Source organism: Streptomyces sp. NBC_00536 (genome assembly GCF_036346295.1).
Taxonomy (GTDB): domain Bacteria; phylum Actinomycetota; class Actinomycetes; order Streptomycetales; family Streptomycetaceae; genus Streptomyces.
In genome coordinates this window covers 8,053,191-8,077,066 of the sequence record NZ_CP107819.1, presented here as the reverse complement: position 1 = coordinate 8,077,066, position 23,876 = coordinate 8,053,191, and the positions used below count along the sequence as shown (strand labels likewise).

The window sequence follows — 23,876 nt, the reverse complement described above, 5'->3', positions numbered from 1 at the left end:
CAGCCGGCCGGAAAGCCCGTCGCCGCCCCCTCATCGACTTCCCCCGGCGCGGCCGCCGGGGCTGGCGGCGCTGGATGCCCTCCTGGAAGCTGGCCTCCGGCCTGTTCCTGCTCTTCGTCGGCGCCCTCGCCGCCCTGTTCACCGCCATCTACATACAGGTGCAGATCCCGAACCCGCACGACTCCGCGCGCCGCCAGGCCACCGTCTACTACTGGGCGGACGGCAGCCGGATGGTGAGCGTCGGCGATGTGAACCGCCAGGACGTGAAGCTCTCCGAGGTGCCCGATTCCGTCCAGAGCGCCGTCATCTCGGCGGAGAACGCCGACTTCTACACCGACTCCGGCGTCTCCGTGACGGGCATCGGCCGCGCCGCCGTCAACATCGTCAAGGGCGAGGAGACCCAGGGCGGATCGACGATCACCCAGCAGTACGTGAAGAACACCTATCTGAGCCAGGACCAGACGGTCACGCGAAAGATCAAGGAACTCTTCCTCTCCCTGAAGGTCAGCAACCAGCGGCCCAAGGCGGAGATTCTTGAGGGGTACCTCAACACCTCGTGGTTCGGCCGCGACGCGTACGGCGTCCAGGCGGCCTCGTACGCGTACTACGGCATCCCCGCCAAGGACCTGAACCCCAGTCAGGGGGCCCTGCTGGCGGCCGTCCTCAAGGGCGCGGAGAGCTTCGACCCGTCCCTCAACCCCGGCAACCACAAACGTGCCGAGGACCGCTGGAGCTGGATTCTGGACCGCCAGGTCACCACGGGTGCGATGAGCGCCGAGGAACGCGCGAAGTACACGAAGTTCCCCGAGCCCAAACCTCCCCTCAAGCCGACCAGCCAGGCCGGGCAGACCGGCTACCTCGTCGACATCGCCAACAAGTACCTCAAGAGCCGCAGCGGGCTCACGGACAAGGATCTGGCCGCCGGCGGCTACAGCGTCCACACCACCTTCGAGAAGGACAAGGTGCTCGCGCTGACCAAGGCCGTCGAGCAGGTGCGCGCGGAGCGGCTGGACCCGAAGAAGCGCGCGGAGGACGAATACGTGCAGGTCGGCGCCGCCTCGATACGTCCCAAGGACGGAGCGGTCGTCGCGGTCTACGGCGGCGCGGACGCGATCGAGCACTTCACCAACAACGCCGACACCTCGGGCGTGCCCGCGGCCTCGGCGTTCAAACCCTTCGTGTACGCCGCCGCTCTGGAGCAGGAGATCGAAGGCGGGGACCACCCCGCCGACGGCGCCAGCCCGGTCCCGGAACCCCGGAAACCCGGGCCGATCGGGCCGACGACCGCATCCGCGGGCCTCCACACGGCCCTGGTGGCCTCCGAGCACGCGCCGTTCGTGGAGGTCGGCAAGAAGATCGGGCTGAAGAGGGTCAAGGACCTCGCGGTCGCGTCGGGACTGCGCGAGGTCAGCATGGCCAAGCTGGAGCCGACCTTCGCCATCGGCACCTCCACCCCCAGCGCCGTCCGGCTGGCCAGCGCCTATACGGTCTTCGTCAACCAGGGCCGGGCCACCGAGCCCTACTCGGTGACCAAGGTCGAGCGCAACGGCGTCGCGGTGGACGGCCTCGGCCCGGCCAAACCGCGGCGGGCCATGAGTTCGCAGGCGGCCGCGATGGTCGGCGTGGCGCTCCGCCAGGTGAGCGGGAGCGCGTTCGGACCGTCGACGGGCCAGGGGGCCAACCCTCCGTCCTGGGCGGGCAAGACCGGTCCGAACGACCGGATGAACTCGGCCTGGTTCATCGGCGCGACCCCGGAACTGAGCACCTCGGTCGCGATGTTCCGTACGAAGCCCGACGTCCCGCAACTGCTGCCCATGCAGGGCGTGGGCGGCCCCGACTCCGAGCGGGGCAGCGCCTTCCCGCCCCTGATCTGGAAGGCCTACAACGACGCGGCCGCGCCCGCGCCTGGGTCGCCGTAACCGGCGGATGACCGCAGCCGGCCTGACGGGGGGCGGCATCCGGGTTCACGACTGACGGGCCGGCCGGGTCCGAACCGCGGCCGGTCGGCCGGTCGGCCCGTCAGCCTACGGTTTCAAGACTTCCGCTTGATGCTGCCGGTGGCCTGGTCCGGGTGGGCGGTCTCGGAGTTCTCGGCGTACACGGCCTTGTATCCGCGCAGCAGGGTGTCGGCCGGAATGGTCAGCCCGGTCTTGCTGTTGCACGACGCGCTGCTGATCGTGTCGGGTCCCGGGGTGTTGAACCCGCCGGGCTTGTCGGTGGTGGCGGTGCACAGCACCACACCGGTCATCGTGGTGAAGGTGATCTTCTCGCCGATGAGCCCCTGCTTCATGATCGCGGTGAGCCCGGTGACCTGGCGCTTGGCGGGATCGTAGAGGGCGGGCTCGGCGCGCAGCGCGGTCACGGCGGGGCGCGGGCCGTGGGTGTAGACCTGGTCGGGCCAGTCACAGACCGGCCCGGGCCGGGCCTCCTCGTTGAACAGCAGGCCGTCGGGGCAGCGGTGCCGGTAGGGACGGTAGGCGTTGTCGCACTGGTAGAAGTAGCGGCCGTCCTGCTTGTGCTGGTAGTAGCCGCCTGGGCGCTTGCAGATGTCCCGGTTGGCGGGCGGCGGGGGTACGGCCGCCGCCGCGGTGGGGACCGCTGCGAGCAACGGGGCCATGACGGCCAGGGATGCAAGTACGCGTCGGATCTTCATGGACACAGCGTCGAAGGCGACGGAGCCTGCCGCAGCCTGATCAGCCCTCATTCACCCGCGCGGACGGCGGCGGCCTGCCGTGAGAACGCCGGATCGCGGTTGGCCCTCCCACCCGATCGGGTGGGGTCAGGCGGGCTTTCCGGCCACGATGCGTCAGGCGGGCACGGCGAAGGCCCGCTGGGGTTCGCCGGTGGTGTAGTAGGCGGTGACGGCGGCGAGGATCTCCTCCTCGGTGATGTGCCCCGTGGGGTCGGTGCGGTGTTCTGCGGCGACGCGGCGGGCCTGGTCCGGTTCCGCGCCGAGCGCGACCAGCATGAGGTCGACCGCGTTGACGGTGACGCGGCGGTCGCCGTCGTGATCGGCGGCCGTGAACACGGCCCGGTGCCAGGGCAGGGCGATCCGGGTGAATGCTTCCGGGTCCTGGTGCAGGCCGACCAGGGCGGCACCGACGAACTCCTCACGGGTGATGTGGCCGTCGAGGTCGCCGTCCGCGAGGGTGGCCATGCCTTCCCAGTACCGGTCGGCCGCCTCCTGCAGGGCGGCGGCCCGGTCCGTTCCGTCGGCGACGGCGAAGGCCCGCGCGACCCGCTCCGCCATGAGCCGGAAGTCCCGGCGGGTGATGCTGCCGTCGCCGTCCTGGTCGAAGGTGTGGAAGCGGGCCGCCATCTTGGCGGCGTAGTCATCGAGCTCACTCACGGGGAAACCTCGCGGTCGTCACGGCTGGGAGAGAGCCGAGAGTAGGCGTACGACGAGGGCCGATGAGGGCCGATGAGGGCCGATGAGGGCCTTGGGGCTGCCGCGCATGTGCCCCCGTGCGCCGCCGCCGCGCCCCGCCGCGCTCCCGAACACCGTTCGAGGATGAGGCCTGCCCGCCCCGCTTCATGCGGTCGGACGTTGTTGTCGCAGACTCGAAGGGACGACCGTGATCACCCTGACCGAGACGCTCGCCATCCGCACCGTGCCCCAATTCCTGGACTCGAAAGAGGTCTCCGGTCTCACCGCGCTCCTTGACGATCATCTCGCGGCCACGGGCTGGCGGCCTGCCTACGTGGGCGAGGAACTCGAAGACCTGCCCGCCCGCGTGCACGAGGTGCTCGACAGCGCGGTCGCCCGGCATCTGCCGGAGATCCGCCAGGTGTTCCCGTCCGCGCGGGGCGCCTCACCGTGGCAGTTCATCGAGTTCGGGCCCGGGGAAGGCGCGGTCCGCCACCTCGACGGCATCGGGCCCGACCCCATGGCCCATCCGCGCCACGTCGCCCGGATCGGCGTGACCATCGAGGACGCCACCGCCGGAGGCGAGTTCTTCATCGAGAGCGGTCCCGGCGACGGTGTCTGGGACACACGGCTCGATGCCGGACCCCACGTCGGCTACGAGCCGGGCATGCGGTTCACCCGCATCGCGCCCCACGACAAGATTTCCCGAGGCGAGCAGGACACGTCCTGGATCCACACCGTCACCGGCAGCCCCAGGGTCCTGCCCGCCGAAACCGGCACCGCCACCGTCTACGGGGCCCAACTCATCCACGGGATCAAACCCGTCCACCGCGGTCGCTGCCGCAAGTTCATCACCGGCCTCATCGCCGACCGGTGACTGGTGGCTGGTGACCGGTGACTGGTCCCCGGCGTTGCCCTTGATGAATGGCGGCCGCGGCCGGTGCTCCCTGTCATCGGGCGGACAGTGGCCAGCCAGGCCGGGATCCCGCCGGTGTGAGTCAGGACTGCCCCTGCTCCATCATGTTGCGCGCCTGGACATGCTGTTCGGCTGGAACTGCCTCCTCCGCGTCATCGTGGGCGTCGTCGTCGCCACCGGCGACGGTGGTGATGACGAGTTCGGGCTCGTCGGCGTAGAGGTCCTTCTCGGTCATGGCGGTACTCCTCACACGCCGGCAGGGTGCCGGTCGCCCGCCGATGATGCCATTGCACAAGGTGGTGCTCCGACCACGGAAGGTCACCACCGGCTTGCCGTTGCCCGGGCAGCCCGGATCCTTGGAGCGGGGATCCGGCGGGTGTGGACGACCACGGCCCGTCCACCCATCGGACCCTGCTCTCGGCCGAAGCGCCTACGCGGCCGGGCGGCGTCGACACGGGCCCGCCCGCCGTGCTGGGGTGCCTTGCGCCGTCAGGTGAGTCCAGCCCGGTAGACGAGGAGGGCGATCTGCACGCGGTTGTTGAGGCCCAGCTTGGTGAGGATGTGCGAGATGTGGGACTTGACGGTGGGGACGCTCATGTAGAGGTCCACGGCGATCTGGGCGTTGGTCCTACCCCTGCTGACCGCGAGGGCCACCTCCATTTCCCGGTCGCCGAGCAGGCCGAGTCGTTCCCGCGTGGCGGCGGCCGGTGCGGGCCGCGGGTCCGGGGTGCCGACCGGGGCGGTGACGGTCCCGATCAACTGGCTGAGGGCCTCGGGAGACATGACGGGCTCGCCGGCCGCGGCCTGTCGTACCGCCTCGATGATCCGGGCGGGGCTGGTGTGCTTGAGGAGGAAACCGGCCGCGCCTGCCTGCAGGGCGCGCAGGACGTAGTCGTCGGAGGTGAAGGTCGTCAGCATCACGATCTCGGGGGCACCGGGGCGGGCCCGCAAGCGGCGGGTGGCCTCCAAGCCGTCGACGCCCGGCATGCGGATGTCCATCAGGACCAGGTCGGGACGGTGTTCGTCCACCAGTGCCTCGACCTCGCCGCCGTCGGCGGCTTCGGCCGCGATGGCGATGTCGGGGGCGGAAGCGAGCATCATCCGCAGTCCGGCGCGGACCAGGGCGTCGTCGTCGACGAGCAGTACCCTGATCAGGCTGATCACGCGGGCCACGGCAGCCGTGCCCGGACCCGGTGGGTCTGCCCCTCGCGGCCGTAGGCCAGTTCGCCCCCGACGAGGACGGCGCGTTCGCGGAGGCCTTCGAGGCCCGATCCGCTTCCCGGCAGTGCGCGCCTGTACTCGGTCGGCACGGTGGTCGGCATCGTGTTGGTGATCTCCAGGTCGAGCCCGCGTCCAGGGGCGCCGCGCAGGGTGATCCGTACGTCTTGGCCGCGGGCGTGTTTGTGCGCGTTGGTGAGGGCTTCCTGCACGATCCGGTACGCCGTTCGTCCCGTGGTCGCGGGGACCGCGGCGTGGTGGGTGATGTCGTCGCCCACGTGGAGGCACATGCCGGCGGCCCTGGACTCGTCCATCAGGGGGGCGAGGTCGGCGAGCGTGGGCTGGGGTGGTTCCGGCCGGGTGCCCTCGGGCTGGAGCGGGGTGCGCAGGACGCCGAGGACCTGTTGGAGGTCTTCCATGGCCTGGTGGGCGCTGGAACGGATGACTCCGACGGCCTGCGCGACCTGCTCGGGCGGGGCTCCGGGGTTCACCTCCAGGGCGCCGGCGTGGACGCTGAGGAGGGAGAGTCTGTGGGCGAGTACGTCGTGCATCTCCCGGGCCAGGGACTCCCGCTCCCGCTGGCGGACCTGCTCCGCGCGCAGCAGGGCCTGCGACCTGGCCTGCTCGCCGCGGTCGTGCAGGGCGCGCAGGAACAGCCCCCAGCCCACGGCGCCGCCGACCAGTACGCCCCCGGTCACCGCTGTGGCCAGCGCAACGGCGGACAGCGACGGCTGCAGGGCCATGGAGAGGGGCAGGGGCAGCAGGGCCAGCGCGGTCACGGCGGCCGTGGTCCGGGCCGATCGGACCGAGGCGACCGTGAACAGGGCGGCCAGCGCGGCGGGAACCAGTGTCGTGACCGTCGACAGGACAACCAGAAGCACGGCGACGGCCACGGGCCGGTGCCTACGCCACAGGAGCAGCGCGCTGCCGGCCACCGGCACCAGCCCGTAGTGCGCGAAGCCCGCCACGAGCACGGGCAGCCGGCCCTCCATTGGAACCCCGGGGAACGGCAGCGATGAGAGCTGCGGGTACACCCGCAGGCCGCGCGCCTGCGCGAAACCCACGGTCACGCACAGGGCCGCGGCTCCGGCCACGACGAGCAGGTCGATGCCCCGGCGCCGGCCGACGCCGTCCCTCTTTCCCCAATCCATAACGCTCAAGAGTACGGGCCGGGGAAACTTCCCAGCCCCGAGCGACCCCTCTACCAACCTGTCCCCGCACATTCTTATACCAAAGTATGCACCTGGCCGGGGGCTCATACTTTCGGCGTCCGGACATCACCGACTTTCCGCCGAAGGCAAGGTCCCTTCACGGTTCCTAATGTCTTCCCCATCGAAGTCCGCCTCTCGGAAAGAAGAACCCGTGACGAACCGCCCGACCCTCGCCGTCCGCCCCATGCTCGCCGCGATGGCGCTCATCGCCGCCGTACTCAGCGTCGCCGCAGGCCTGCCGCTGGGCACCCGCCTGACCGGCGTCCTCTCGCAGTTCCTCTTCACCGACCTCTTCTACGGCCCCGTGCTGAGCCAGCTCATCGTCCTCGTGGCCGGCCTGGCCGCGTTCGCGATCGCCGTGCACCGCACGCTGCGCCCCCTGGCTGCCGACGGCCGGTGATCCACGGTGCCGGCGCCCGCTGAGCCCGGGCGCCGGCGCCGTTCACCCGCCCGCCCCGTCCCCGGGAGGCCCTCCCGTGACTTACGGACTTACGGCCCCGCGGCGGTAGGACTTACGTCCCTTGTGCGTGCGGGGTGCCCGCATAGATTTGACGTGGGAGATTGCGATCAATTCAGCAGAGGAGCTGCGGACCATGAGTGAGATCTGCTGGGAGGCGGGCCCTTATCGGATCCGCGTGTCATTGCCGGAGTCGGACGCCCCGTGGGCGGCCGAAGGCACAAAGGGATTGATGGGAATCCACCCCCGCTTTCAGGGGCGAGGGCCTGAGCCGCGCCCGGTCGCCGAATACGGCGGTACGGATCCTGCGGTACTCGGCGCGCTCGGCAAGGGGTTCTGAGCCGCGCATTGCCGTCGGTCGGTGAAGTCCCGGTACCGGAACCCCTTCTGGATCCCGCCCCGTGCTCGCGCCTGGCCAGGACGTCGTGCCTGGCGGCGGTGAGCGGGGCCGCGCATCCACAGCGCATGGCGCTTCAAGCCACTGGCCGAGGTGCGCCCTGGCGACCCGCCTGCCGTTGCAGGAGGCTGACGACCGAAGTCGGCCGCGACGCGGCACGCATCAGGCGAAGGAGCTACCCATGGGAAGCGTTCCCGACGGCGTCTACCACATCAAATTCAACGGCGACCAATTCCTCACCGTCGGGGAAGAGGGGGCCGTCACCCTGTTGCCCGCCCGGGATGACAGGCAGAAATTTGAGGTGAGGCGCACCCCCGGGGGCAACTACGCCATCTCCAAGGCCTCCAGCATCTGGCCCAGCCCGTTCGTGTGCTACGACGGGGCCCCGGCGACCCCGTACGAAGGCGCGAGGCTGCGCGTCCGGGTGAGTGACTTCCCCACCTGCGAGTGGAAGATCACCGAAGGCTCGCAGCCGGGAACCTTCACCATCGTTGTTGCTGGTGACGGACAGCCCCTGACGGTGGGAATCGCGCCGATCGCGATCTTCCCGCCATTCCTCCAGCTGACGTCCGGTTCCGACGAGGACCTTGGCTGGACGTTCGAGGAAGCCAAGTAGCCGCAGTCCCCTGATGCGCCTCGGCCGCGCTGGGCGCGGCCGAGGCGGCGTCGCGCTCCGATGGCGCTCAGCTCCCACTCACGCGGGGATGACCCCCGCACTGTGCCCAACGTCCCGGGAGCAGCAGTGGGTCCCCGGGCGACGACCGGGTCGGCCGTTAGCGGGTCGAATGGCTCATGCGTCAGGTTGGCCTCGACGGGATGCGAAGGCAGCGCTGCCTGCTGCGGACGGGGCGGGTTCCGCCTGTGCTGTGGCGCAGTGCCGCGATGCGACCGTCTCTAGTGGTGCCAGGCCTCGCCTCCGACGTTGTGGATCATCCGCTGCAGTACCTTGAGGGTGACCAGGTACTCCTCGTCGGTGATGCCGTCGTGGGCTTGCTTTCGCATGGCCGTCTGGCGCTCCGCGCACTCACGATGGACCGCGTCTCCCTCGGGGGTCAGCTGAAGCCGGTTCTCGTGGTCGAGTATCAGCAAGTCCCGGTCGAGGAGGGCGTCGATCTCCTTCGCGAGCGCGGTTCCCACGTCCAGGTAGCCCTGCAGGACTGCCGTCACTTCCGCGCGGGTCCGGCCGTTCTCGCTGGTGGCCACCTGGGCCAGAACCCACCACTGGGGCTGGGTGACGTCGAACTGTGCCAGCCCGGCGCGGATGTTCGTGACGACGGCCTTGTGCGCGGCCCAGCTCCAGTAACCGATCGGCTGCTTGACCAGTTCGGTGTCGTTGTGCGAGTACTCCATTGTTCTGTCCTCACCATCTTGGGAAATTTGGCTGGCGAGAACGAACTTAGAACCTCAACCAAACATGAGGTCAAGCAGCTGCGGACGTGCACTTCCCGCGCTGCTCAGCTGTTCAGCTGAGGAAGTCGACGCGGTCGATGAGGCCTTCGCGCACTCGGTAGGCCACCAGGACGCGGACCGGGTCGTCGGCCAGGCCGTGGGCGATTTCGTGGTCGACCACCCAGTCGCCTTCGGTGAGCCGTCCCACGATCTCCGCCCGGCAGCGGCCTTCGGTGAACTGTCCGGCGTACCTGTCACGCAGAGCCTGTCGGCCCCGCAGCTGGCTGCCGTCGGCTCGGTGGACCGTGACGTCCTCGGCGTAGGTGGCGACGAAGGCGTCGATGTCGTGGCTGTTGTAGGCGGTGATCTGCTGCTCGACCACGTCGCGCGGTTCGGTCATGGGTTCGGTCTTGGGCTTGGTCATGTGCTTGATCGTTTCTTCCCTTGGGGTGAAAGGTGAGGGGTGAGGAGTCAGGCCGCGAGGCGGCGGGTGGCGAGTTCGGCGTAGAGCGCGGCTCCATCGGGGAGCACCGCGTCGTCGAACTCCGCGTACGGCGAGTGGTTGAGCGGCAGGTCGTCGGGGTCGGTCGTCCCCTTCGGGGCGGCGCCGAGCCACGCGAACGATCCCGGGACGGCGTCGAGCACCCGGGAGAAGTCCTCCGCCCCGGTCAGCGGGTTGGCCATCGTCCGGTAGCGCTCCTCGCCGAAGACCTCCCGGACGGTGTCCGCCAGGAAGTCGGTCTCGGGTCCATTGGTCACGGTCACCGGGTAACCGGGAACGTACTCGATCTCCGCCTGCAGGCCGTGGGCGGCCGCGACGGCGCGGACCAGTTCCACCACGGTGTCGGCGACCTTGGACCGCGCCTCGGCGGAGAAGGTGCGTACGGTCGCCTCGAAGTGGGCGGTCTCGGGGATGATGTTGCGCTGGGTGCCGGCCTGGAGGAGTCCTACGGTGACCACCACCGGGTCGAACACGTCGAAGCGGCGGGTCACCATGGTCTGCAGAGCGGTGACCATCTCGCAGGCCGCCGGGATGGGGTCCTTGGCCCGATGCGGCGTCGAGCCGTGGCCGCCCGCACCGTGGACGGTGACGTTCAGCGCGTCGGAGGCGGCGAGGATCGGCCCGCGCCGGGAGCTGAACTCCCCGTGCGGCATGCTCGACGCCACGTGCAGGGCGTACGCGGCGACCGGGCGGCTGCCCGCCGCGTCCAGCACGCCCTCGGCGAGCATGGCTCCCGCGCCGTCCCAGCCTTCCTCGCCGGGCTGGAACATGAAGACCACGTCGCCATGGAGCTGCTCCCGCCGGGCGGCCAGCAGGTGTGCGGCGCCCGCGAGCATGGCGGTGTGCAGGTCGTGTCCGCAGGCGTGCATGGCGCCGTTGTCGGCGGCGAACGGCAGCGGGGCCTTCTCGATGACCGGCAGCCCGTCCATGTCGGCGCGCAACAGCACCGCCGGCCCCGGCCGCCCGCCGCGCAGCACCGCGGTGACCGAACTCAGCGCGGAGCCCTGGCTCACCTCCAGCGGCAGTCCGTCGAGAGCTTTCAGCACCCGCTCCTGGGTGCGCGGGAGGGCGAGGCCCAGCTCGGGGAACCGGTGGAGGTCGTGGCGGAGCCGGACCAGGTCCGGGGCCAGAGCGAGAGCGTCGTCGTGCAGGGACACGGGTACCTCCAACTTGTGCAGAGCGATCTTGTTCCGTGATCCTGGATCTTGCGGCGGGTTTTCCCGTGATTTCGCAGGATCACGCCATGAGAGGGCCATGCAATGAACGAATCCACCGGCAGCCGACGACCGTGACCGGCGCCGACGTGACCGTGGACGACGCGACCGTGGCCGACATGACCGTCGACGAGCTGGACCTCGCCCTGGTGAACGCGATGCAACTGCGTCCCCGGGCGCCCTGGTCGCTGCTCGGCCAGACCCTCGGGATCAGCCCGGTCACCGCCGCCCGCCGCTGGCGACGGCTCTCGGAGGCCGGGATCGCCTGGGTGACCGCCTACGGTCTGCCGCACCCCGAGGACCGCGGATGCGTCGCCTACATGGACCTCGACTGCGCTCCCGACCGGCTCCGGCAGATCGCCGACGAACTGGCCGAGGACCCGCACGTGATGAGCATCGAACACGTCTCCCAGGGCTGCGATCTCGTCGTCAGCGCGGCCTTCACCGACCTGGCGATGGTTTCCCGGTACACCGCCGAACGGCTCGGCCGGCTTCCCGGGGTCACCGCCGTACACGTCCACCTGGCGACCCGCTTCTACGCCGAGGGGATCCGCTGGCGGCTGGACTCGCTGGACCCCGCCCAGCGCGAGGAACTGCACGACGACCACCACGCGGGCAATGCGGGCAACGCGGGCAACGGGACACCATCCGGAGTCGGACTACGGGCCGAAGTCCGGGAAGAAGACCGGCAGCTGCTCATCAGGCTGGGAGTAGACGGCCGCCTCGACCAAGCCGAGCTGGCCGCCGCCACCGGGCTCAGCCCGACCACGCTGCGCCGCCGCCTCAACCGGCTGGCCGCTTCCGACGCGATCCGCTTCCGCTGCGAGATCGCCGCCCGCGACGCCGGGCGGCCGGTCCTGGCCACCTTCCGGGCCGACCTTCCCCCGGACCGGCTCGACGAGGTCGGCCCCCAGCTCGCCCGACTCCCCGAGATCCGGTTGTGCGTGGCCGTCACCGGCCGGCACAACCTCATCCTCTCCGTCTGGCAGCGCTCACTGGCCGACGTACAGCGGCTGGAAGCCACTCTCGCCCGCAGGTTCCCTGACCTGCGGGTGGCCGAGCGCCGCGTCTCACTGCGCACCGTGAAGCGGATGGGCCGGATCCTCGACGCGGACGGACGCGCGGTCCGCGCCGTCCCGATGGACATCTGGCGAGACCCGACCCCGGTCTCCGTGCCGTAACGACACCTGGGCTGCAGTGGCCGATTAACGCGCTGTTGTCATCTCGCTCCGTTCGGTAGCGTCACGAGTTCCAGGCAAGATCATTCCTGAGGAGCTCGATGAATGAGAACACGGTCACCCCGGTGCTGGGCCAGTTGCTGACGGCCCTGGCGGCGTCCCCCGCCACGGCGGGCAAGTTCGACTCGTGGACGGGCGGCGGTGCCAACGAGCCGCTGACCGGCGAGGAGGTCTCCGCCGCGGCGCCCACCGGCATGCTGCCCGCGCTGGCCGAACTGGCCCAGGTGAGCGAGACGGAGGCGGCGGCCGCGCTCGCCGAGGAGATTCCCGCACTCGTGGACGCCATTCCGGCCGAGACCATCGAGCTGTTCCGGTCCGCGGCGCGCATCGCGGACCTGACCCCGGAGGAGGACTGGGCCGCCGAGCGGATCGAAAGCGAGGCTTTCGCCCTGGCCACGGCCCTGCCGCAGACTTCCTCCTGGCTCGGCGCCGGGCCCAACGAACCGCTCACCGAGGAGCAGGTGACCCAGGCGCTCGGCGACGACACGCTCGCCGCCCTGGCCGAGATGCGCGGGTGGGAGAAGGCCGAGGTCGTCACGGAGCTGACGCGCGTCCTGCCCGGGTTCATCGACGCGATCTCCCCGAACGGCTGGGTCGACCCGGACCTCCTGCGGCTCCTCCTGGCCCAGGACGAGGTGACCGTGACCGACGTGACCGACGTGGCCGTGACCGACGCGCCCGCGTAGCGCTCCTCCAGCCCTCCTGTCCTCCTGTCCTTCTGCCGACAGCCGCACAGACCACCCATTGGGGACGATCACATGCTGACGCTCAACACCAACATCATGTCGCTCACCACGCAGAACTACCTGAACATCACGGGCCTGGCGATGACCGGCGCCGCCGAACGGCTCGCGGCCGGCAAGCGCGTCAACTCCTCCAAGGACGATGCCGCCGGACTGGCCATCTCCGACCGGATGACCACCCAGATCAACGGATCCGTCCAGGCCTCCCGCAACAGCAACGACGCCATCTCCCTCGCACAGACCACCGAGGGAGCGCTCAAGGAGGTCACGAACAACCTCCAGCGGATCCGCACGCTGACCGTGCAGGCTGCCAACGGCATCTACGCCGTCACCGACCGGCAAGCCATCCAGCAGGAGGTCGCACAGCGTCTGGAGGCCATCGACACGATCTCGGCGCAGACCCAGTTCAATGGCATCAAGGTGCTGGCCAAGAACACCAGCATGAACTTCCAGACCGGAGCCAACGATGGCGACGTCATCGCCGTCGCCATGAAGACGCTGAACGTCGACACCCTCGGCCTGGAGTCGTACGACGTCTCCAAGACCCTTGCCTTCACCGACGAAGCCGACCCCCTCAAGGTCATCTACGTGGACGCGGACGGCCAGAGCGCGACCATCGACAAAGCCGACGCGGTCACCACCGGCACCGTCCTCATCGACCCGCTCTCCGCCATCGACGCCGCCCTCGTCGAGGTCACCAGCCTGCGCTCGACCCTCGGCGCCGTCCAGAACCGCTTCGAGAACCGCTTCGAGAACCGCTTCGAGTCGAACATCCGCACCCAGGACACCGGCGTGGTGAACCTCAGCGCCGCCCGGGAGCGCATCGAGGCCACCGACTACGCCCTGGAGACCGCGAACTACACCCAGGCCAGCATCCTCCAACAGGCCGGAATCTCCGTCCTCGCCCAGGTCAACGCCCAGCCGAAGAACATCCTCCCCCTGCTCCAGCAACTCGGCTGACGACCGTACGCCGGCACCCCTGCTGGCCATCTGGCCATCTGGCCAACTGGCCAACTGGCCAACTGGCCATCCAGGGAGCAGTGTGCCGCCGTCCTTCGTCCACCGGATCACCAAGTACGACCCCGCCGATCGCGACGCGAGCGGCTGCTACACCGGGGCCGAGGATTCGGTCAGTGACCACGGGCCGGTCGAGGCGGCGTACCTGGCGGCGATCGCCGCCTTCGCGGAGGATTCGGGCATCGAGCGGCTGGAGATCCGTGAGCCCTCGGTCACCGGCTTCGTCCACTTCGGTGGGGAGCCGTCGGTCGAGGGACACGGCCTCGGCGGGCTCTTCCCGGCCGACCTGACGGGCTACCACGACGGGGCCGAGGTCTCCCTGCCGGTCGCCCTGGAGCTGGTCCGGGCCATGCTCCGCGACCAGGGCGCCTGGTGCCGTCTGGAGGTGGGCGACACGTTCACGGTGCACGTCGGGTGGGACCAGTACGTGTTCGTGGGCAGCGACCGGCCCTGCACGGACGCCGTGGCCCGTACGCGGGCACTCGGCCTCTTCCCGGAACCGCTGACGGCCTCGCCCTACGCGGCGGAGTACGACGACACGGACGAGACGGAGGTCGTGGAGCCGGCCGGCGAGGACTTCTGGGCGCGTGTACGCGCGGAGCTGGCCGCACGGCGGACCGTGCTCCTGGGGGAGGCCTACGTCCGCAATGCCGCGCGCTGGCACCGCCTCACGCCGGACAACCTCGACACCGTGCGCACCGGTCTCACCCCGCGCGCCCTCCTGAGCGTCTGGCCCGACCTGACCCCCGACGTCGCGGCGGTCCTCGCCGCGCTGCCGGAGGAGGGCGACGTGGAGTTCGTATGGGAGGCGCAGGACGGGACGATCAGCCACGCCTTCGTCAACAAGACCGAGTACGAAGAACTCGCCGCCCTGGTGACCGACGCGCGGGCGGCCTGCGCCTTGCCCTTGTCCCTCGACGAATGCCGCCCGCTGCTCCGCGCCACCCTGCCCGACAGCGACGGTGTACTGCGCGCCCGGTGGTGAACCCGGTTCGCTGAGGTCCCGACGTCGGCGGTCAGGCCTTCTTGACCACGCTCGACTTGAGCTGCATGGCGCCGAAGCCCTCGATCCGGCAGTCGATGTCGTGGCCGTCGACACCGTCGATCAGGCGGATGTTGCGGACCTTGGTGCCCGCCTTGATGCCCGAAGGGTTGCCCTTGACCTTCAGGGCCTTGACGACGGTCACGCTGTCGCCGTCGTTCAGCACGTTGCCGACGGCGTCCTTGACGACCCGTTCCCCGGTGACGTCGCCCTCGCCTCCGGCGCTCTCGGCGGGTACCCACTCGTGGCCGCACTCCGGGCAGACCATCAGTGCGTTCATCTCGTAGGTGTACTCACTGGAGCACTTCGGACACGGGGGCAGCTTGTCGCTCATTCACGCGGTTTCTGGAGTCGAGGACGGGGAGCAATGAAAACGTAGCCATGCTATCAAATTGTAAAGTTTGCAAGTCTGCACACCGGTGGCTCAGACCCCGGGGGCTGCCGCCGCGGACCGGCGGGCGGCGATCTCCCGGAGTTCCTCCTCCGTGAGCGCGATCCCGAACACCTCCCGCAGGGTCCCGTCCAGGGCCTCCGGGGCGATCAGCTCGGTGGTGTCCGTCCCGTCGGGGCGGGTGGTGACGAGCGTCAGGTCGTCGATGCGGTGGTGGGCGGCCGGGGTCATGCGCTGAGCGAACAGCCGACGGACGAACGGGGAGCGCGGGTGCGTGCCCACGAAGTGGCTGCCGACGACGTAGTCGATCGGGTACTGGGCGGTGAGGGTGAAGGTGTGCCGGTCGATCCAGGGGGTCGCGACGCCCTCAGGGTCGGGGGTGTGGTCCGGGCCGGACGGGCCGCCGGGAGCGGTCTGGTACAGCCACCACTGGTCGATGCCGTGCGCGCCGGGCCGTCGCTCCAGTCGGTGCCGCCAGCCGTCGTACGCGACGTGGGCCCCGTCGGCGAGTTCGATCGGGCCGAGCGGGCCGGCCCCGTAGCCGACGTCGCACAGCCACAGACGGTCGTCGTCGCGGGCGGTGACGGCGAGCAGCCCGTGGGTGGCGGGCAGCACCTTGGGGGCGCCGAGGCTGACCCGGCCGATCATGCCGGTGACGTGGAACCCGAGGCGTTCGACCGCGGCCGCGAAGAGCAGTACGTGCTCGAAGCAGTAACCGCCGCGGCGGTCCCGGACGAGGCGGGCCTCGATGGAGGGAAGGTCGAGCGGCAGGTCCCGGCCGAGCACGGCGTGGACGTTCTCGAAGGGGATACCGGTGGTGTGGGCGCGCTGGAGGCCGTGCAGGACCTTGAGGGTGGGCTCAAGGGGCCCGTCGTAACCGATCCGGGCCAGATAGGCGTCGAGGTCGAGGAGTTCGCCGGACCACCGGTCGGGCCGGTGGTCGGTCGGGCTGGGGGCGGTGGCCGGGGTGGCCGAGGCGCCCCCGGTGTCGGTCGGCTGGATGTCCATGATCCAATCTTCGTCCCTCGACCTGGCTTGAGGTCAAGCCGGGGTGCACAAACGCATTGCCCTTGCAGGGCAAGGCTGTTGATCGGATGATCGATAACCGCCGGGGACGGTCTCTGATGGTGTGGCGAACGGGGGAAGCGCTGTGGGCAGGTACGCCAAGCCGCTGGTCTTGGCCATCATCGGAGTGTTCATCATCTTGTTCGGGTTCACTGCCGACTGGGGTGAGGGGGCCAAGGAGTGCGCCGGCAAGAAGATGGGCCCGGGCGACACCTGCGTCGGTGCCTCCGGCGCGTACGGCTACGCCGACATCGAGGCCAAGGACGCGGAGAACCGGCACAACAAGCAGCTGATCACGTCGGTCATCGGCGGGGTCGTCATCATCGGTGCGGCAGGGTTCGCCGTGCGTACCGCGACCGAGGACGTGCAGGACGTGGCCGCGCGTCGCCGGTCTGCCGCCGAGGAACGCGCGCGTGCCGCCCAGGACCGGTGGCTGCGCCCGGCGGACCCCGGCGAGCTGGAAGAAAGTTCCGGGGAGCTCCTGGGCGGCGGAAGAGTCGACCTCTACACCCACGCCCTGTGCTACACCACCCGCACGCGCGACGGTCACGACGAACGATGGGTCCGATGGGTCCGATGGGACCAGGTCACCAGGGTCGAGGACAACCGCGGCAGCCTCAGCAGCAGCCCCGGCTTCACCGTCCGGGTCGGGGCCGAGGGGAACGTCGAGCCCCTGCAGATCACAGGGTTCACCGGGAGGGGCGGCCATCCGGAGTTCGCCACACAGATCGAGCAGATCGCCGTCCAGGCGGCAACGCCGAAGGTGCACGAGGCACTCAACACCACGGGCGTCTACCATCTGCCATCCGCCGAAGAGGGCGGGATCCTCGGGCTTGCGGGGCTTACGGGGCTTACGGGGTTTGAGGGGTTTGAGCAGCCCAGCCAGGACCCTCGCACCGACCTGCGTCTCACCGGCGAGGGATTTGTCTACCGGCAGCACAATCAGGACCATGTTCTGCCCTGGGCGCGGGTCACCGAACTCGCCATGTCCTCCGATGCCCTGTCCGGGCGGCGCGCGAAGATCACCCGCCGTGACGGCGCCAGCGACCACTTCGCCGCCAACACCACCACCGATGTGGCTGCCTTCCAGCTCGCACACCGACTGTGGAGCAGCGCACGCCGCCGCAGTTGAGTTGACGATCCGGCCCGCCGACGGCGATGGCGGTGGCGATGTCGGCCGTTCTTCGCACGCATGGCCGAAAGGGCGCCTCTCGGGCATGTGGCCCCATTGACCCCACAGTGCCGTCACGGTTGCATGCTCGAATGCTCGTGTTCCTCCGGTAGGGAACCGGAGGAGGGGTCGTGTCCTAGTCGTACTTGGGGGGAAAATGCGGGGAACCACGAACCGGAGCACCAGCAGACGATTACGGGCCGCCCTGAGCGCGGCGGTCGCGGTCTGCGCGGTGACGGCGGTGCTGCCCGCTGCCGCTTCGGCCGCAGACGCGGCACCCGCACCCGCCGCACGCGGCCTCACCACCAGCGTCGAGCGGATCAGCATCGCACCCGACGGCACCACCCAGGCCGACGGCAACTCCGGCGGCGCCTCGATCACACCCAACGGCCGCCACGTCGTCTTCTCCTCCTCGGCGAGGAACCTGTCGTCCGACACCCCTCCCGCCGGGGACAATCCGTACCTGCGCGACCAGCAGACGGGCCAGACCAAACGGGTCGCGAGCCTGGCGCCGCTGCAACCTCCGGCGGTCAGCGGCAACGGGGAGTACGTCGCCTACGCGACGCAGTGGATGAGGAACGTACGTATCCGCATGGAGCAGGTGAATACCGGCAGAACCGCTTCCGCCAACTGCTCGGCCTACAGCTGCAACCAGCCGTCGCTCAGCTCGGACGGCCGCTACCTCTCCCTCGCCATCCTCTACACCCAGCCCGGACTCGAACGCCAGCGCATCGAGGTCCAGGACAGCAAGACCGGCACGACCCAGACGGTCGCCAGCCTCCCCCACACCCTCGCGTCGCGGCCCTCCATGAGCGGCGACGCCCGCTACGTCGCCTACCAGGACGCAGACCGGCAGGACGTCTACCTCCGGGACCTGCCCGGCAACACCCTCGTCGGTCCGATCGAAGGCCCGTCCGCGACGGCCTCGCTCGTCCAGCTGAGCGACGACGGCAGCAAGATCGTCTATCTCTCGGGCACGGACACGTACGTCTACGACGTGGCCTCGGCCACCGCCCAACCGGTGCCGAACGTACGGGGCGTGGCCATAGACCCCACCGGCCGCTACCTGCTGTACGCCCCGAACGGCACCAACGGCACGACCGGACCGTCGCTCACGCTCCGCGATCTGCAGACGGGCACCGACGAGGTGGTCGCGACCCAGCCCGCCTCGGCCGGAACCGGCGCGGTCAGCGCCGGCGGGCACGACGTGGTCTTCCAGTCCACGGCCGACGACATCGTGCCCGGCGACACCAACGGGAAGTCGGACGTGTTCGTCCGCCACTTCTCCTGAGCGTACGGAGCGCGCAGGTCGTCGTCCTGTCGTCGCCCTATTAGGGTCGCGAGCATGACGACGACATCCCTTGCCGGCAGCGCCTTCGACTCGCTCCGCCTCGACGCCGTGCCCGACCAGGAGGCGCTGCGCCGGACGTACGAACTTCCCGGCGCAGCGGCCGTACGGAAGCAGATGACCGAACTCACCGACCAGACCCGGCGGCTGATCGGCTGCTCCTCACTGGTCCTGATCGCCAGCGCGGACGCCGAGGGAAACTGTGACGTCTCGCCGCGCGGCGGCCCCGCCGGGTTCGTCGCCGTCCTGGACGCACGGACGGTGGCGATACCGGACGCGACCGGCAACAAGCGGCTGGACACCCTGCAGAACGTCATCGCCACCGGCCGGGCCGGGCTGCTGTTCGTCATCCCGGGGCGCACCACGACGCTCAGGGTGAACGGCCGGGCCTGCGTCTCCACCCGCCCGGAGCTGCTGTCGCAGCTCACCGCCGTGGGCAAGCCCCCGGCCAGCGCGCTGGTGGTGGGGATCGAGGAGGTCTACCCCCACTGCCCCAAGTCGCTGCTGCGCAGCTCGGCCTGGAAACCCCAGGACTGGCTGCCCGCGGACGCCCAGCCCGCCTCGGCCGAGGTGACGCTGGCCCAGCTGCGGATGCCGGAGCTGACGATCGCCGACATCGAGCAGGCGGAGGCGGACTCGCTGAAGTACCGGTACGAGTAAGGGGCCGGCCCGGACTCGTGATCGGCACTCTGGCCCGTGGGGTCGAAGCACGCGGCCGCGGCATGTACCGCCGGGTCGCGTAGGGGTCGGGTTCGTAGCCAGATGGTGAGGGCTGCTGCGGTCGCTCCAGCACCACCTCCACCAGCCGGGCGACGAGGCTCTGCCACGGTGCCACCCCACCCCACCCCATCGCATCGGCGGCCAGGCAGGACACCCGCCTTCCCGGCCGCGGCACAATCGTGTTGACCGCCCCCGGCTGGCACTGCTTGAGTCGGCGCGTGGACAGCATCTCTGCCAACCGGCGGTTCTGGAACCAGATCAGCAGTGCCTACCAGCACGAGCATGACCCGCAGATCGGCGCAACGCCGCGGCTGTGGGGCATGTACTCCATCCCCGACGCGCACCTGCACGCCCTGGGCGACGTCACCGGCAAGCGCGTCCTCGAACTCGGCTGCGGCGCCGGCCAGTGGTCCAGGGCGCTTGCCGCTGAGGGCGCCACCGTGGTCGGGCTCGACCTGTCCGAAGCCCAGCTCGCCGCGGCGGCTCGCGCGATGGGAGCGGCCCGCTACGCGCTGGTGCAAGGCGCCGCCGAACACCTCCCGTTCGCCGCCGACAGCTTCGACCTGGTGTTCTGTGACCACGGCGGGCTCAGCTGGGCGCCCCCGCACCTGGCCGTCGCGCAGGCCGCACGCATCCTGCGCCGCGGTGGGCGCCTGGTGTTCAACGTCGCCAGCCCATGGTTCGAAGCCTGCTACGACGAAGCCGCCAGCCGCGTCACCACGACGCTGCACCAGGACTACTTCGGGCTGGACACCATCGCCGAAGGCCAGGGCGCGGTCAGCTATCAGCTCACCTACGGCGACTGGATCAAGGTCCTGCGCGGCGCAGGTCTCGTCATCGACGACCTCATCGAGCCACGGCCCGAACCCGGAACAGCCAACGGCTACAACCAAACCGACCCGCCTGACTGGGCACACCGCTGGCCTGCAGAAATGCTCTGGGTAGCCCACAAACCGTAAGCATCGCAGCATGGCCAAGACCCGTCGGACAGGCCCCAGACGCCGCACTCCCGCACACCCTTGGACCAGCTGACCGTGTACCGGAAGCGACCGGACGTGAATGGTGCGCATAGGGTGTCGGCATGTCTCTGGGTCACATAGTCCTCTCGTCCGGTCGTTCGATCTCGCTCACCGAGCTGCGGATGTCTTCGACCTACGGGGGGATGCTGGAGGGATACCCGTGCAAACGCATCAACGACCTGAAGGTCAGTTGGCTCCAGCGGCGGGCCGAGAGCGCGTTTCCCTCCACGCCGGTCCATTTCGTCCCGCCCACCCGTGCGTACCCGGACGAGACCGCCGGCCCCTTCGGCCCCGTTGAGGTGCTGCCTTCGGTGGCTTGCGTCGGTGTCTTCGACTCCACGGCGCTCGACCCGGCAATGGACCGTTCCGCCCTCGTCGTAGCCTGGTTCCAGTCGACGCCGGACGCACCGTCGGGCGAGGACGCCGAACTCGCGCTCCGCAGCATTCGCTGGGACGAGTTGGCCCAGGACTACGACCTGTAGCGCCGTGTGCCCGGAGTCGTCCCCAGGGCCGTGCGCTCGCGGCGTCGGCCTGGGTGACGACAGTACGCCCCTACCAGCCGGCGCGGGGTGCTCCTCCAGCGGAAGCTCGACGGCCGGCCCTTGGCTTGTTCTTCAAGGTCGGACCGGGCCGGTGGCAATATGTGGCAGCGGGACACCTACCGCCCCGAGCAAATCCGATGGCACCGACGGCCTTCCGGCGACAAGACTGCACCGGTGAACACCCTGCCGCCACCGCCCGACCCGCTCCTCCTGCCGGTACGGGACCCGCGCGCCCGCGACCTCGTTCCCGACCATGCGGACATGCACGCCCTGGTTGCCGACCTGGTTCTGCCCGGCGACGCGTCGATGTACGTCATGAGCGCGATGGAAACCTCCCGCGAGCTCATCCGGCACTCCTACTACCGGTACGAGTTCGCCACCGTCGCCGTCACGCATTCCCTGTTCGCCCTGGAGCACGTCCTCAGCGAGCGTCTGGTCACGAACGAACCACTCCACGCCCTCATCGAGCGAGCCACCGGCGCAGGGCTGATCACGGCCGGACTCGGCGCCGAACTCGACCGCGGCCGACTGCTGCGCGACAAGCTCACGCAGGGCGCCGAGTCAAGTGCCGCCCTCCGCCCCATCCGGGCTGTTGCAATGGTGCGTGCCGTCTTCGATGCCGTCTCCCTGCTCCTTCGCCCGCCGACAGCAGCCGAGGCGACAGCAGCCGAGGCGACAGCCGCGGGCGTGGGCGGAGCACACCCCGACGGCGGACTCGCCCGGCTGTGGGAGGACCACCTGCGCGCACTGTTCCCCGACGGCTTCCGCGGCGTGGACTTCGACGGCGTAGACCTGGTCCTCCTGGACGCCGACGTCGCCGGCCTCGTGCAGAGGGAGTTGAAGGGCGGACTCGACGACCGTGGCATCGCCCACCTCTGGGGCTGCATAGCCGACCTCGACAAGATCGTTCCTCTGATCAACGAGGAGTACTGCGCCTCCTACTTCACGAAACTTCGGACCATGGCCCAGGTCGCGGCAGTGCCCTACGTACCCACCGCGACCTGACCTGACCTGACCACCGGGGTTGAAACAGAGGGGTCGCCCGCGACCTCGTCAGGGTCTGCCTCGGTCGCGTTCGATGATGGTCCCGGGTCGTCTGACGGTCTTGCCCACGGCGTAGCGGGTGGCGGGTGGCGGGCGGCCATCGGCTCGCAGGACGGATGAGAGGCCAGGAGAGCTACGCGGGTCCTGCCAACAGGGTGTGTCTCCAGGCGCCACTCTGCATGTCGCGACAGGGGTGCGGTGACGGTCCGGCACGCTCCTGGCGAGATCATCCAGGAGGTGTGATGGAACGGATCAGGACCCGCGCCGTCCGGGCGGACAGTTCGGCGGCGCGGTCGTTTCGGCCGTTGGTGCGGGCAGGTTGTGCGCTGGCAGCGTTCGGTGTGCTGGTACCGATGGCTGTGAGCGGTCAGGCTCAGGCGTCGGACACCGAGATGGTCACCGAGGTGTGGAAGACGCTCACGGGCCCCGGCATTTTGGGGAGCGAGCTCCCGCCGAACGGGAAGGCCACCATCCTGCTCTGGGGGCCGGGAGGTGCCGGTGGGGGTGGCGGAGGCGGGGGAAGCGGCGGCGGAGGGGGAGGCGGGGGCGGAGGAGCCCGGCTAGCACTCGGCGCGAGCGCCGGTGGCGGCGGAGGCGGAGGCGGTGGCGCGGGCGGCTGCTTCGACAGCAGCCTCGGCACCGCCTCCGACCAGTGCTCGGACGGAGGATCCGGCTACTCCACCCTCGCGGGCTCCGCAGGACAAGCCGGCGGCGCGGGGCACAACGGCGCCGCCGTGATCCTCTGGACCCACCCCCGCACACCCTGAGCTTGCGTTTTACCCTCTGCCTCGATCAGTTTTCGGCTGGTCGAGGCAGACAAGAGAGCTCGCACGGAGCTGAGCGCCAGCTGCGTCAGCCGCGCCAGCTCTCAATCTTCGTGCGACACACCGAGGTCGTGGCGCATGGCGGTTCTCATGGTTCGGAGCATCTCCCAGACCTCGTACTGGGCCTGGGCCGCCGTCTCCATCGTTTCGCCTGGTTCGGGGGCGCCGCGTTCGAGGCGCTTGATCTGGCCGTAGACCTTGTTCAGGGCTTGATTGACGACACTCGCTCGCCTGAGTACTTCTTCGGGGGCGATCATCTGTGCTTCGGAGTACCGATCGCGGTGCGCGTTCTTCGCTTCCTCGAGTGCGTCGCTGTCGCCCTCCGCCACGCCGCGTTCCCTCATGACGTGCAGGTGGCGGTTGAGTGCGGTCGTGAACTGCCGGGCATCCCGGTTGAGTTCCACGTAGCAGGTGCGTCGCAGCGAACGGGCCTCGCGGACCTCCTCATGGTCTCGGACGAGCTCTATCTCCAGACGCTTCGCTCGTTCGGAGCCGCGCTGGGTGAGTAGCGCCCCTCCGAGGGTTCCTGCGACGCCTGCGACAGCGATGATCACTGAGCTGAGATCCACCGACGTACCCCGTGAAATTCTTCGGCCTCGTGCCCGCTGCACAGGGCCCAGGCCGTCAAGTCTGCCGCTCCTCGGCGCGCCGGGGTTTGGTGCCCTTCTTGTGTTCTGCGGGGCGGCTGTATGCCTCGCCCATGACCAGGACTCTGCCCACGTCATGACGGGTGGCCGGGCGGCGGTTCTTCGAACCCGGCGGCCGGCCAGGCCCCGGACGAGACGGTTTCGAAAGTCCGTCATCGTCTTCGGCGTGCTCGCCGCCATCCATCCGTCCAGTCATCCAGTCATCCAGTCATCGTTATCGGCGCACATTGAGGCTTCTGCCCTGCGCGGGGGCCGGCATCGTGCACCATCGGTGGGAAGCGATGAAGGGAGAGTTCATGGGCAAGCACCGCAGTCCGATCGGCGACGACAGAAGCCAACCCGGCCGACCCGTTCCGCCTCCGCCGCCGCCCCCGCCGCCGAAGTAGGGGCGCGC

The 23,876-nt window shown here is 69.8% G+C and carries 25 protein-coding genes and 1 pseudogene; 14 read left to right on the top strand and 12 right to left on the bottom strand.

The window, feature by feature from the left end:
- Nucleotides 1-74: 74 nt before the first annotated feature.
- Entirely contained in the window at nucleotides 75-1,919 is a 1,845-nt protein-coding gene (locus tag OHS33_RS34670) for a transglycosylase domain-containing protein (RefSeq protein WP_330334390.1), read from the top strand.
- A 113-nt stretch (nucleotides 1,920-2,032) separates the two neighbouring features.
- Here the strand turns inward: OHS33_RS34670 and OHS33_RS34665 are convergent, their stop codons facing one another.
- Together OHS33_RS34665 and OHS33_RS34660 are read right to left on the bottom strand one after the other, a co-directional pair.
- Nucleotides 2,033-2,653: a chitin binding peritrophin-A domain-containing protein gene (locus OHS33_RS34665; RefSeq protein WP_330334389.1), complete on the bottom strand. Its 621-nt coding sequence runs from the start codon at nucleotides 2,651-2,653 to the stop codon at nucleotides 2,033-2,035.
- Between the two features lie 153 nt (nucleotides 2,654-2,806).
- Nucleotides 2,807-3,349: an EF-hand domain-containing protein gene (locus tag OHS33_RS34660; protein WP_330334388.1), complete on the bottom strand. Its 543-nt coding sequence runs from the start codon at nucleotides 3,347-3,349 to the stop codon at nucleotides 2,807-2,809.
- A 226-nt stretch (nucleotides 3,350-3,575) separates the two neighbouring features.
- Here OHS33_RS34660 and OHS33_RS34655 point away from each other — a divergent pair, with 226 nt between their 5' ends.
- Entirely contained in the window at nucleotides 3,576-4,244 is a 669-nt protein-coding gene (locus OHS33_RS34655) for a hypothetical protein (RefSeq protein ID WP_330334387.1), read from the top strand.
- Between the two features lie 121 nt (nucleotides 4,245-4,365).
- Here the strand turns inward: OHS33_RS34655 and OHS33_RS34650 are convergent, their stop codons facing one another.
- The 3 genes from OHS33_RS34650 to OHS33_RS34640 form a co-directional block, all read right to left on the bottom strand.
- The gene (locus tag OHS33_RS34650; RefSeq protein ID WP_330334386.1) at nucleotides 4,366-4,518 is read right to left on the bottom strand and encodes a hypothetical protein; all 153 of its coding nucleotides are present in this window, start codon (nucleotides 4,516-4,518) and stop codon (nucleotides 4,366-4,368) included.
- A gap of 254 nt (nucleotides 4,519-4,772) precedes the next feature.
- Nucleotides 4,773-5,438 (bottom strand): response regulator transcription factor, encoded by a 666-nt coding sequence (locus OHS33_RS34645; protein ID WP_443065491.1) that lies wholly within the window; start codon nucleotides 5,436-5,438, stop codon nucleotides 4,773-4,775.
- 5 nt (nucleotides 5,439-5,443) lie between these two features.
- On the bottom strand, nucleotides 5,444-6,652 hold the full coding sequence (locus OHS33_RS34640; protein WP_330334384.1) for a sensor histidine kinase: 1,209 nt from the start codon (nucleotides 6,650-6,652) through the stop codon (nucleotides 5,444-5,446).
- 211 nt (nucleotides 6,653-6,863) lie between these two features.
- Here OHS33_RS34640 and OHS33_RS34635 point away from each other — a divergent pair, with 211 nt between their 5' ends.
- Both OHS33_RS34635 and OHS33_RS34630 read left to right on the top strand, forming a co-directional pair.
- On the top strand, nucleotides 6,864-7,112 hold the full coding sequence (locus OHS33_RS34635) for a hypothetical protein (RefSeq protein ID WP_330334383.1): 249 nt from the start codon (nucleotides 6,864-6,866) through the stop codon (nucleotides 7,110-7,112).
- 635 nt (nucleotides 7,113-7,747) lie between these two features.
- Complete coding sequence (locus tag OHS33_RS34630) at nucleotides 7,748-8,182, top strand: hypothetical protein (RefSeq protein ID WP_330334382.1); 435 nt, start codon at nucleotides 7,748-7,750, stop codon at nucleotides 8,180-8,182.
- Between the two features lie 278 nt (nucleotides 8,183-8,460).
- Here OHS33_RS34630 and OHS33_RS34625 read toward each other — a convergent pair whose 3' ends face one another.
- From OHS33_RS34625 to OHS33_RS34615, 3 genes are all read right to left on the bottom strand, one after another.
- Nucleotides 8,461-8,916: a MarR family transcriptional regulator gene (locus OHS33_RS34625; RefSeq protein ID WP_330334381.1), complete on the bottom strand. Its 456-nt coding sequence runs from the start codon at nucleotides 8,914-8,916 to the stop codon at nucleotides 8,461-8,463.
- A gap of 112 nt (nucleotides 8,917-9,028) precedes the next feature.
- Nucleotides 9,029-9,379 (bottom strand): nuclear transport factor 2 family protein, encoded by a 351-nt coding sequence (locus OHS33_RS34620; protein ID WP_330334380.1) that lies wholly within the window; start codon nucleotides 9,377-9,379, stop codon nucleotides 9,029-9,031.
- A 47-nt stretch (nucleotides 9,380-9,426) separates the two neighbouring features.
- Nucleotides 9,427-10,614, bottom strand: a complete 1,188-nt coding sequence (locus OHS33_RS34615; RefSeq protein WP_330334379.1) for a M20 metallopeptidase family protein — start codon at nucleotides 10,612-10,614, stop codon at nucleotides 9,427-9,429.
- Nucleotides 10,615-10,745: 131 nt separating this feature from the next.
- Between OHS33_RS34615 and OHS33_RS34610 the strand changes: the two genes are divergently transcribed.
- The 4 genes from OHS33_RS34610 (at nucleotide 10,746) to OHS33_RS34595 (ending at nucleotide 14,654) form a co-directional block, all read left to right on the top strand.
- On the top strand, nucleotides 10,746-11,852 hold the full coding sequence (locus tag OHS33_RS34610) for an Lrp/AsnC family transcriptional regulator (RefSeq protein ID WP_330334378.1): 1,107 nt from the start codon (nucleotides 10,746-10,748) through the stop codon (nucleotides 11,850-11,852).
- Between the two features lie 98 nt (nucleotides 11,853-11,950).
- Entirely contained in the window at nucleotides 11,951-12,595 is a 645-nt protein-coding gene (locus tag OHS33_RS34605) for a YidB family protein (protein ID WP_330334377.1), read from the top strand.
- Between the two features lie 72 nt (nucleotides 12,596-12,667).
- Nucleotides 12,668-13,612 (top strand): flagellin N-terminal helical domain-containing protein, encoded by a 945-nt coding sequence (locus OHS33_RS34600; RefSeq protein WP_330334376.1) that lies wholly within the window; start codon nucleotides 12,668-12,670, stop codon nucleotides 13,610-13,612.
- 82 nt (nucleotides 13,613-13,694) lie between these two features.
- Nucleotides 13,695-14,654, top strand: coding sequence for an RNA-binding protein (locus OHS33_RS34595; protein WP_330334375.1), 960 nt, complete (start codon nucleotides 13,695-13,697; stop codon nucleotides 14,652-14,654).
- A gap of 31 nt (nucleotides 14,655-14,685) precedes the next feature.
- Here OHS33_RS34595 and OHS33_RS34590 read toward each other — a convergent pair whose 3' ends face one another.
- Both OHS33_RS34590 and OHS33_RS34585 read right to left on the bottom strand, forming a co-directional pair.
- Entirely contained in the window at nucleotides 14,686-15,045 is a 360-nt protein-coding gene (locus OHS33_RS34590; RefSeq protein ID WP_330334374.1) for a zinc ribbon domain-containing protein YjdM, read from the bottom strand.
- A 90-nt stretch (nucleotides 15,046-15,135) separates the two neighbouring features.
- Nucleotides 15,136-16,110 carry an arylamine N-acetyltransferase family protein gene (locus OHS33_RS34585; protein WP_330334373.1) on the bottom strand — a complete coding sequence of 325 codons (975 nt, stop codon included), beginning with the start codon at nucleotides 16,108-16,110 and terminating at the stop codon, nucleotides 15,136-15,138.
- A gap of 142 nt (nucleotides 16,111-16,252) precedes the next feature.
- On the opposite strand from OHS33_RS34585, the gene OHS33_RS34580 reads away from it, so the two are divergent.
- From OHS33_RS34580 to OHS33_RS34555, 6 genes are all read left to right on the top strand, one after another.
- A complete protein-coding gene (locus OHS33_RS34580) occupies nucleotides 16,253-17,299 on the top strand; it encodes a hypothetical protein (RefSeq protein ID WP_330334372.1) in 1,047 nt (348 codons plus the stop codon).
- A gap of 196 nt (nucleotides 17,300-17,495) precedes the next feature.
- Complete coding sequence (locus OHS33_RS34575) at nucleotides 17,496-18,629, top strand: hypothetical protein (protein ID WP_330334371.1); 1,134 nt, start codon at nucleotides 17,496-17,498, stop codon at nucleotides 18,627-18,629.
- 54 nt (nucleotides 18,630-18,683) lie between these two features.
- Entirely contained in the window at nucleotides 18,684-19,346 is a 663-nt protein-coding gene (locus OHS33_RS34570) for an MSMEG_1061 family FMN-dependent PPOX-type flavoprotein (protein WP_330334370.1), read from the top strand.
- Between the two features lie 278 nt (nucleotides 19,347-19,624).
- Entirely contained in the window at nucleotides 19,625-20,365 is a 741-nt protein-coding gene (locus tag OHS33_RS34565; protein WP_330334369.1) for a class I SAM-dependent methyltransferase, read from the top strand.
- A 122-nt stretch (nucleotides 20,366-20,487) separates the two neighbouring features.
- Nucleotides 20,488-20,907 (top strand): hypothetical protein, encoded by a 420-nt coding sequence (locus OHS33_RS34560; protein WP_330334368.1) that lies wholly within the window; start codon nucleotides 20,488-20,490, stop codon nucleotides 20,905-20,907.
- 234 nt (nucleotides 20,908-21,141) lie between these two features.
- Nucleotides 21,142-21,972 (top strand): hypothetical protein, encoded by an 831-nt coding sequence (locus tag OHS33_RS34555; RefSeq protein ID WP_330334367.1) that lies wholly within the window; start codon nucleotides 21,142-21,144, stop codon nucleotides 21,970-21,972.
- A gap of 907 nt (nucleotides 21,973-22,879) precedes the next feature.
- Here OHS33_RS34555 and OHS33_RS34550 read toward each other — a convergent pair.
- Both OHS33_RS34550 and OHS33_RS39880 read right to left on the bottom strand, forming a co-directional pair.
- Nucleotides 22,880-23,389: a hypothetical protein gene (locus OHS33_RS34550; protein ID WP_330334366.1), complete on the bottom strand. Its 510-nt coding sequence runs from the start codon at nucleotides 23,387-23,389 to the stop codon at nucleotides 22,880-22,882.
- A 70-nt stretch (nucleotides 23,390-23,459) separates the two neighbouring features.
- A pseudogene (locus OHS33_RS39880) lies at nucleotides 23,460-23,624 on the bottom strand (NF041680 family putative transposase); the annotation flags it as partial.
- Between the last annotated feature and the right edge of the window lie 252 nt (nucleotides 23,625-23,876).

What these genes read in the sequence shown, in the direction of transcription:
- OHS33_RS34670 (WP_330334390.1), top strand. Translation starts at nt 75, where the DNA reads ATGCCCTCCTGGAAGCTGGCCTCCGGCCTGTTCCTGCTCTTCGTCGGC.
- OHS33_RS34665 (WP_330334389.1), bottom strand. Translation starts at nt 2,653, where the DNA reads ATGAAGATCCGACGCGTACTTGCATCCCTGGCCGTCATGGCCCCGTTG.
- OHS33_RS34650 (WP_330334386.1), bottom strand. Translation starts at nt 4,518, where the DNA reads ATGACCGAGAAGGACCTCTACGCCGACGAGCCCGAACTCGTCATCACC.
- OHS33_RS34640 (WP_330334384.1), bottom strand. Translation starts at nt 6,652, where the DNA reads ATGGATTGGGGAAAGAGGGACGGCGTCGGCCGGCGCCGGGGCATCGAC.
- OHS33_RS34630 (WP_330334382.1), top strand. Translation starts at nt 7,748, where the DNA reads ATGGGAAGCGTTCCCGACGGCGTCTACCACATCAAATTCAACGGCGAC.
- OHS33_RS34625 (WP_330334381.1), bottom strand. Translation starts at nt 8,916, where the DNA reads ATGGAGTACTCGCACAACGACACCGAACTGGTCAAGCAGCCGATCGGT.
- OHS33_RS34620 (WP_330334380.1), bottom strand. Translation starts at nt 9,379, where the DNA reads ATGACCAAGCCCAAGACCGAACCCATGACCGAACCGCGCGACGTGGTC.
- OHS33_RS34605 (WP_330334377.1), top strand. Translation starts at nt 11,951, where the DNA reads ATGAATGAGAACACGGTCACCCCGGTGCTGGGCCAGTTGCTGACGGCC.
- OHS33_RS34600 (WP_330334376.1), top strand. Translation starts at nt 12,668, where the DNA reads ATGCTGACGCTCAACACCAACATCATGTCGCTCACCACGCAGAACTAC.
- OHS33_RS34590 (WP_330334374.1), bottom strand. Translation starts at nt 15,045, where the DNA reads ATGAGCGACAAGCTGCCCCCGTGTCCGAAGTGCTCCAGTGAGTACACC.
- OHS33_RS34585 (WP_330334373.1), bottom strand. Translation starts at nt 16,110, where the DNA reads ATGGACATCCAGCCGACCGACACCGGGGGCGCCTCGGCCACCCCGGCC.
- OHS33_RS34575 (WP_330334371.1), top strand. Translation starts at nt 17,496, where the DNA reads ATGCGGGGAACCACGAACCGGAGCACCAGCAGACGATTACGGGCCGCC.
- OHS33_RS34570 (WP_330334370.1), top strand. Translation starts at nt 18,684, where the DNA reads ATGACGACGACATCCCTTGCCGGCAGCGCCTTCGACTCGCTCCGCCTC.
- OHS33_RS34560 (WP_330334368.1), top strand. Translation starts at nt 20,488, where the DNA reads ATGTCTCTGGGTCACATAGTCCTCTCGTCCGGTCGTTCGATCTCGCTC.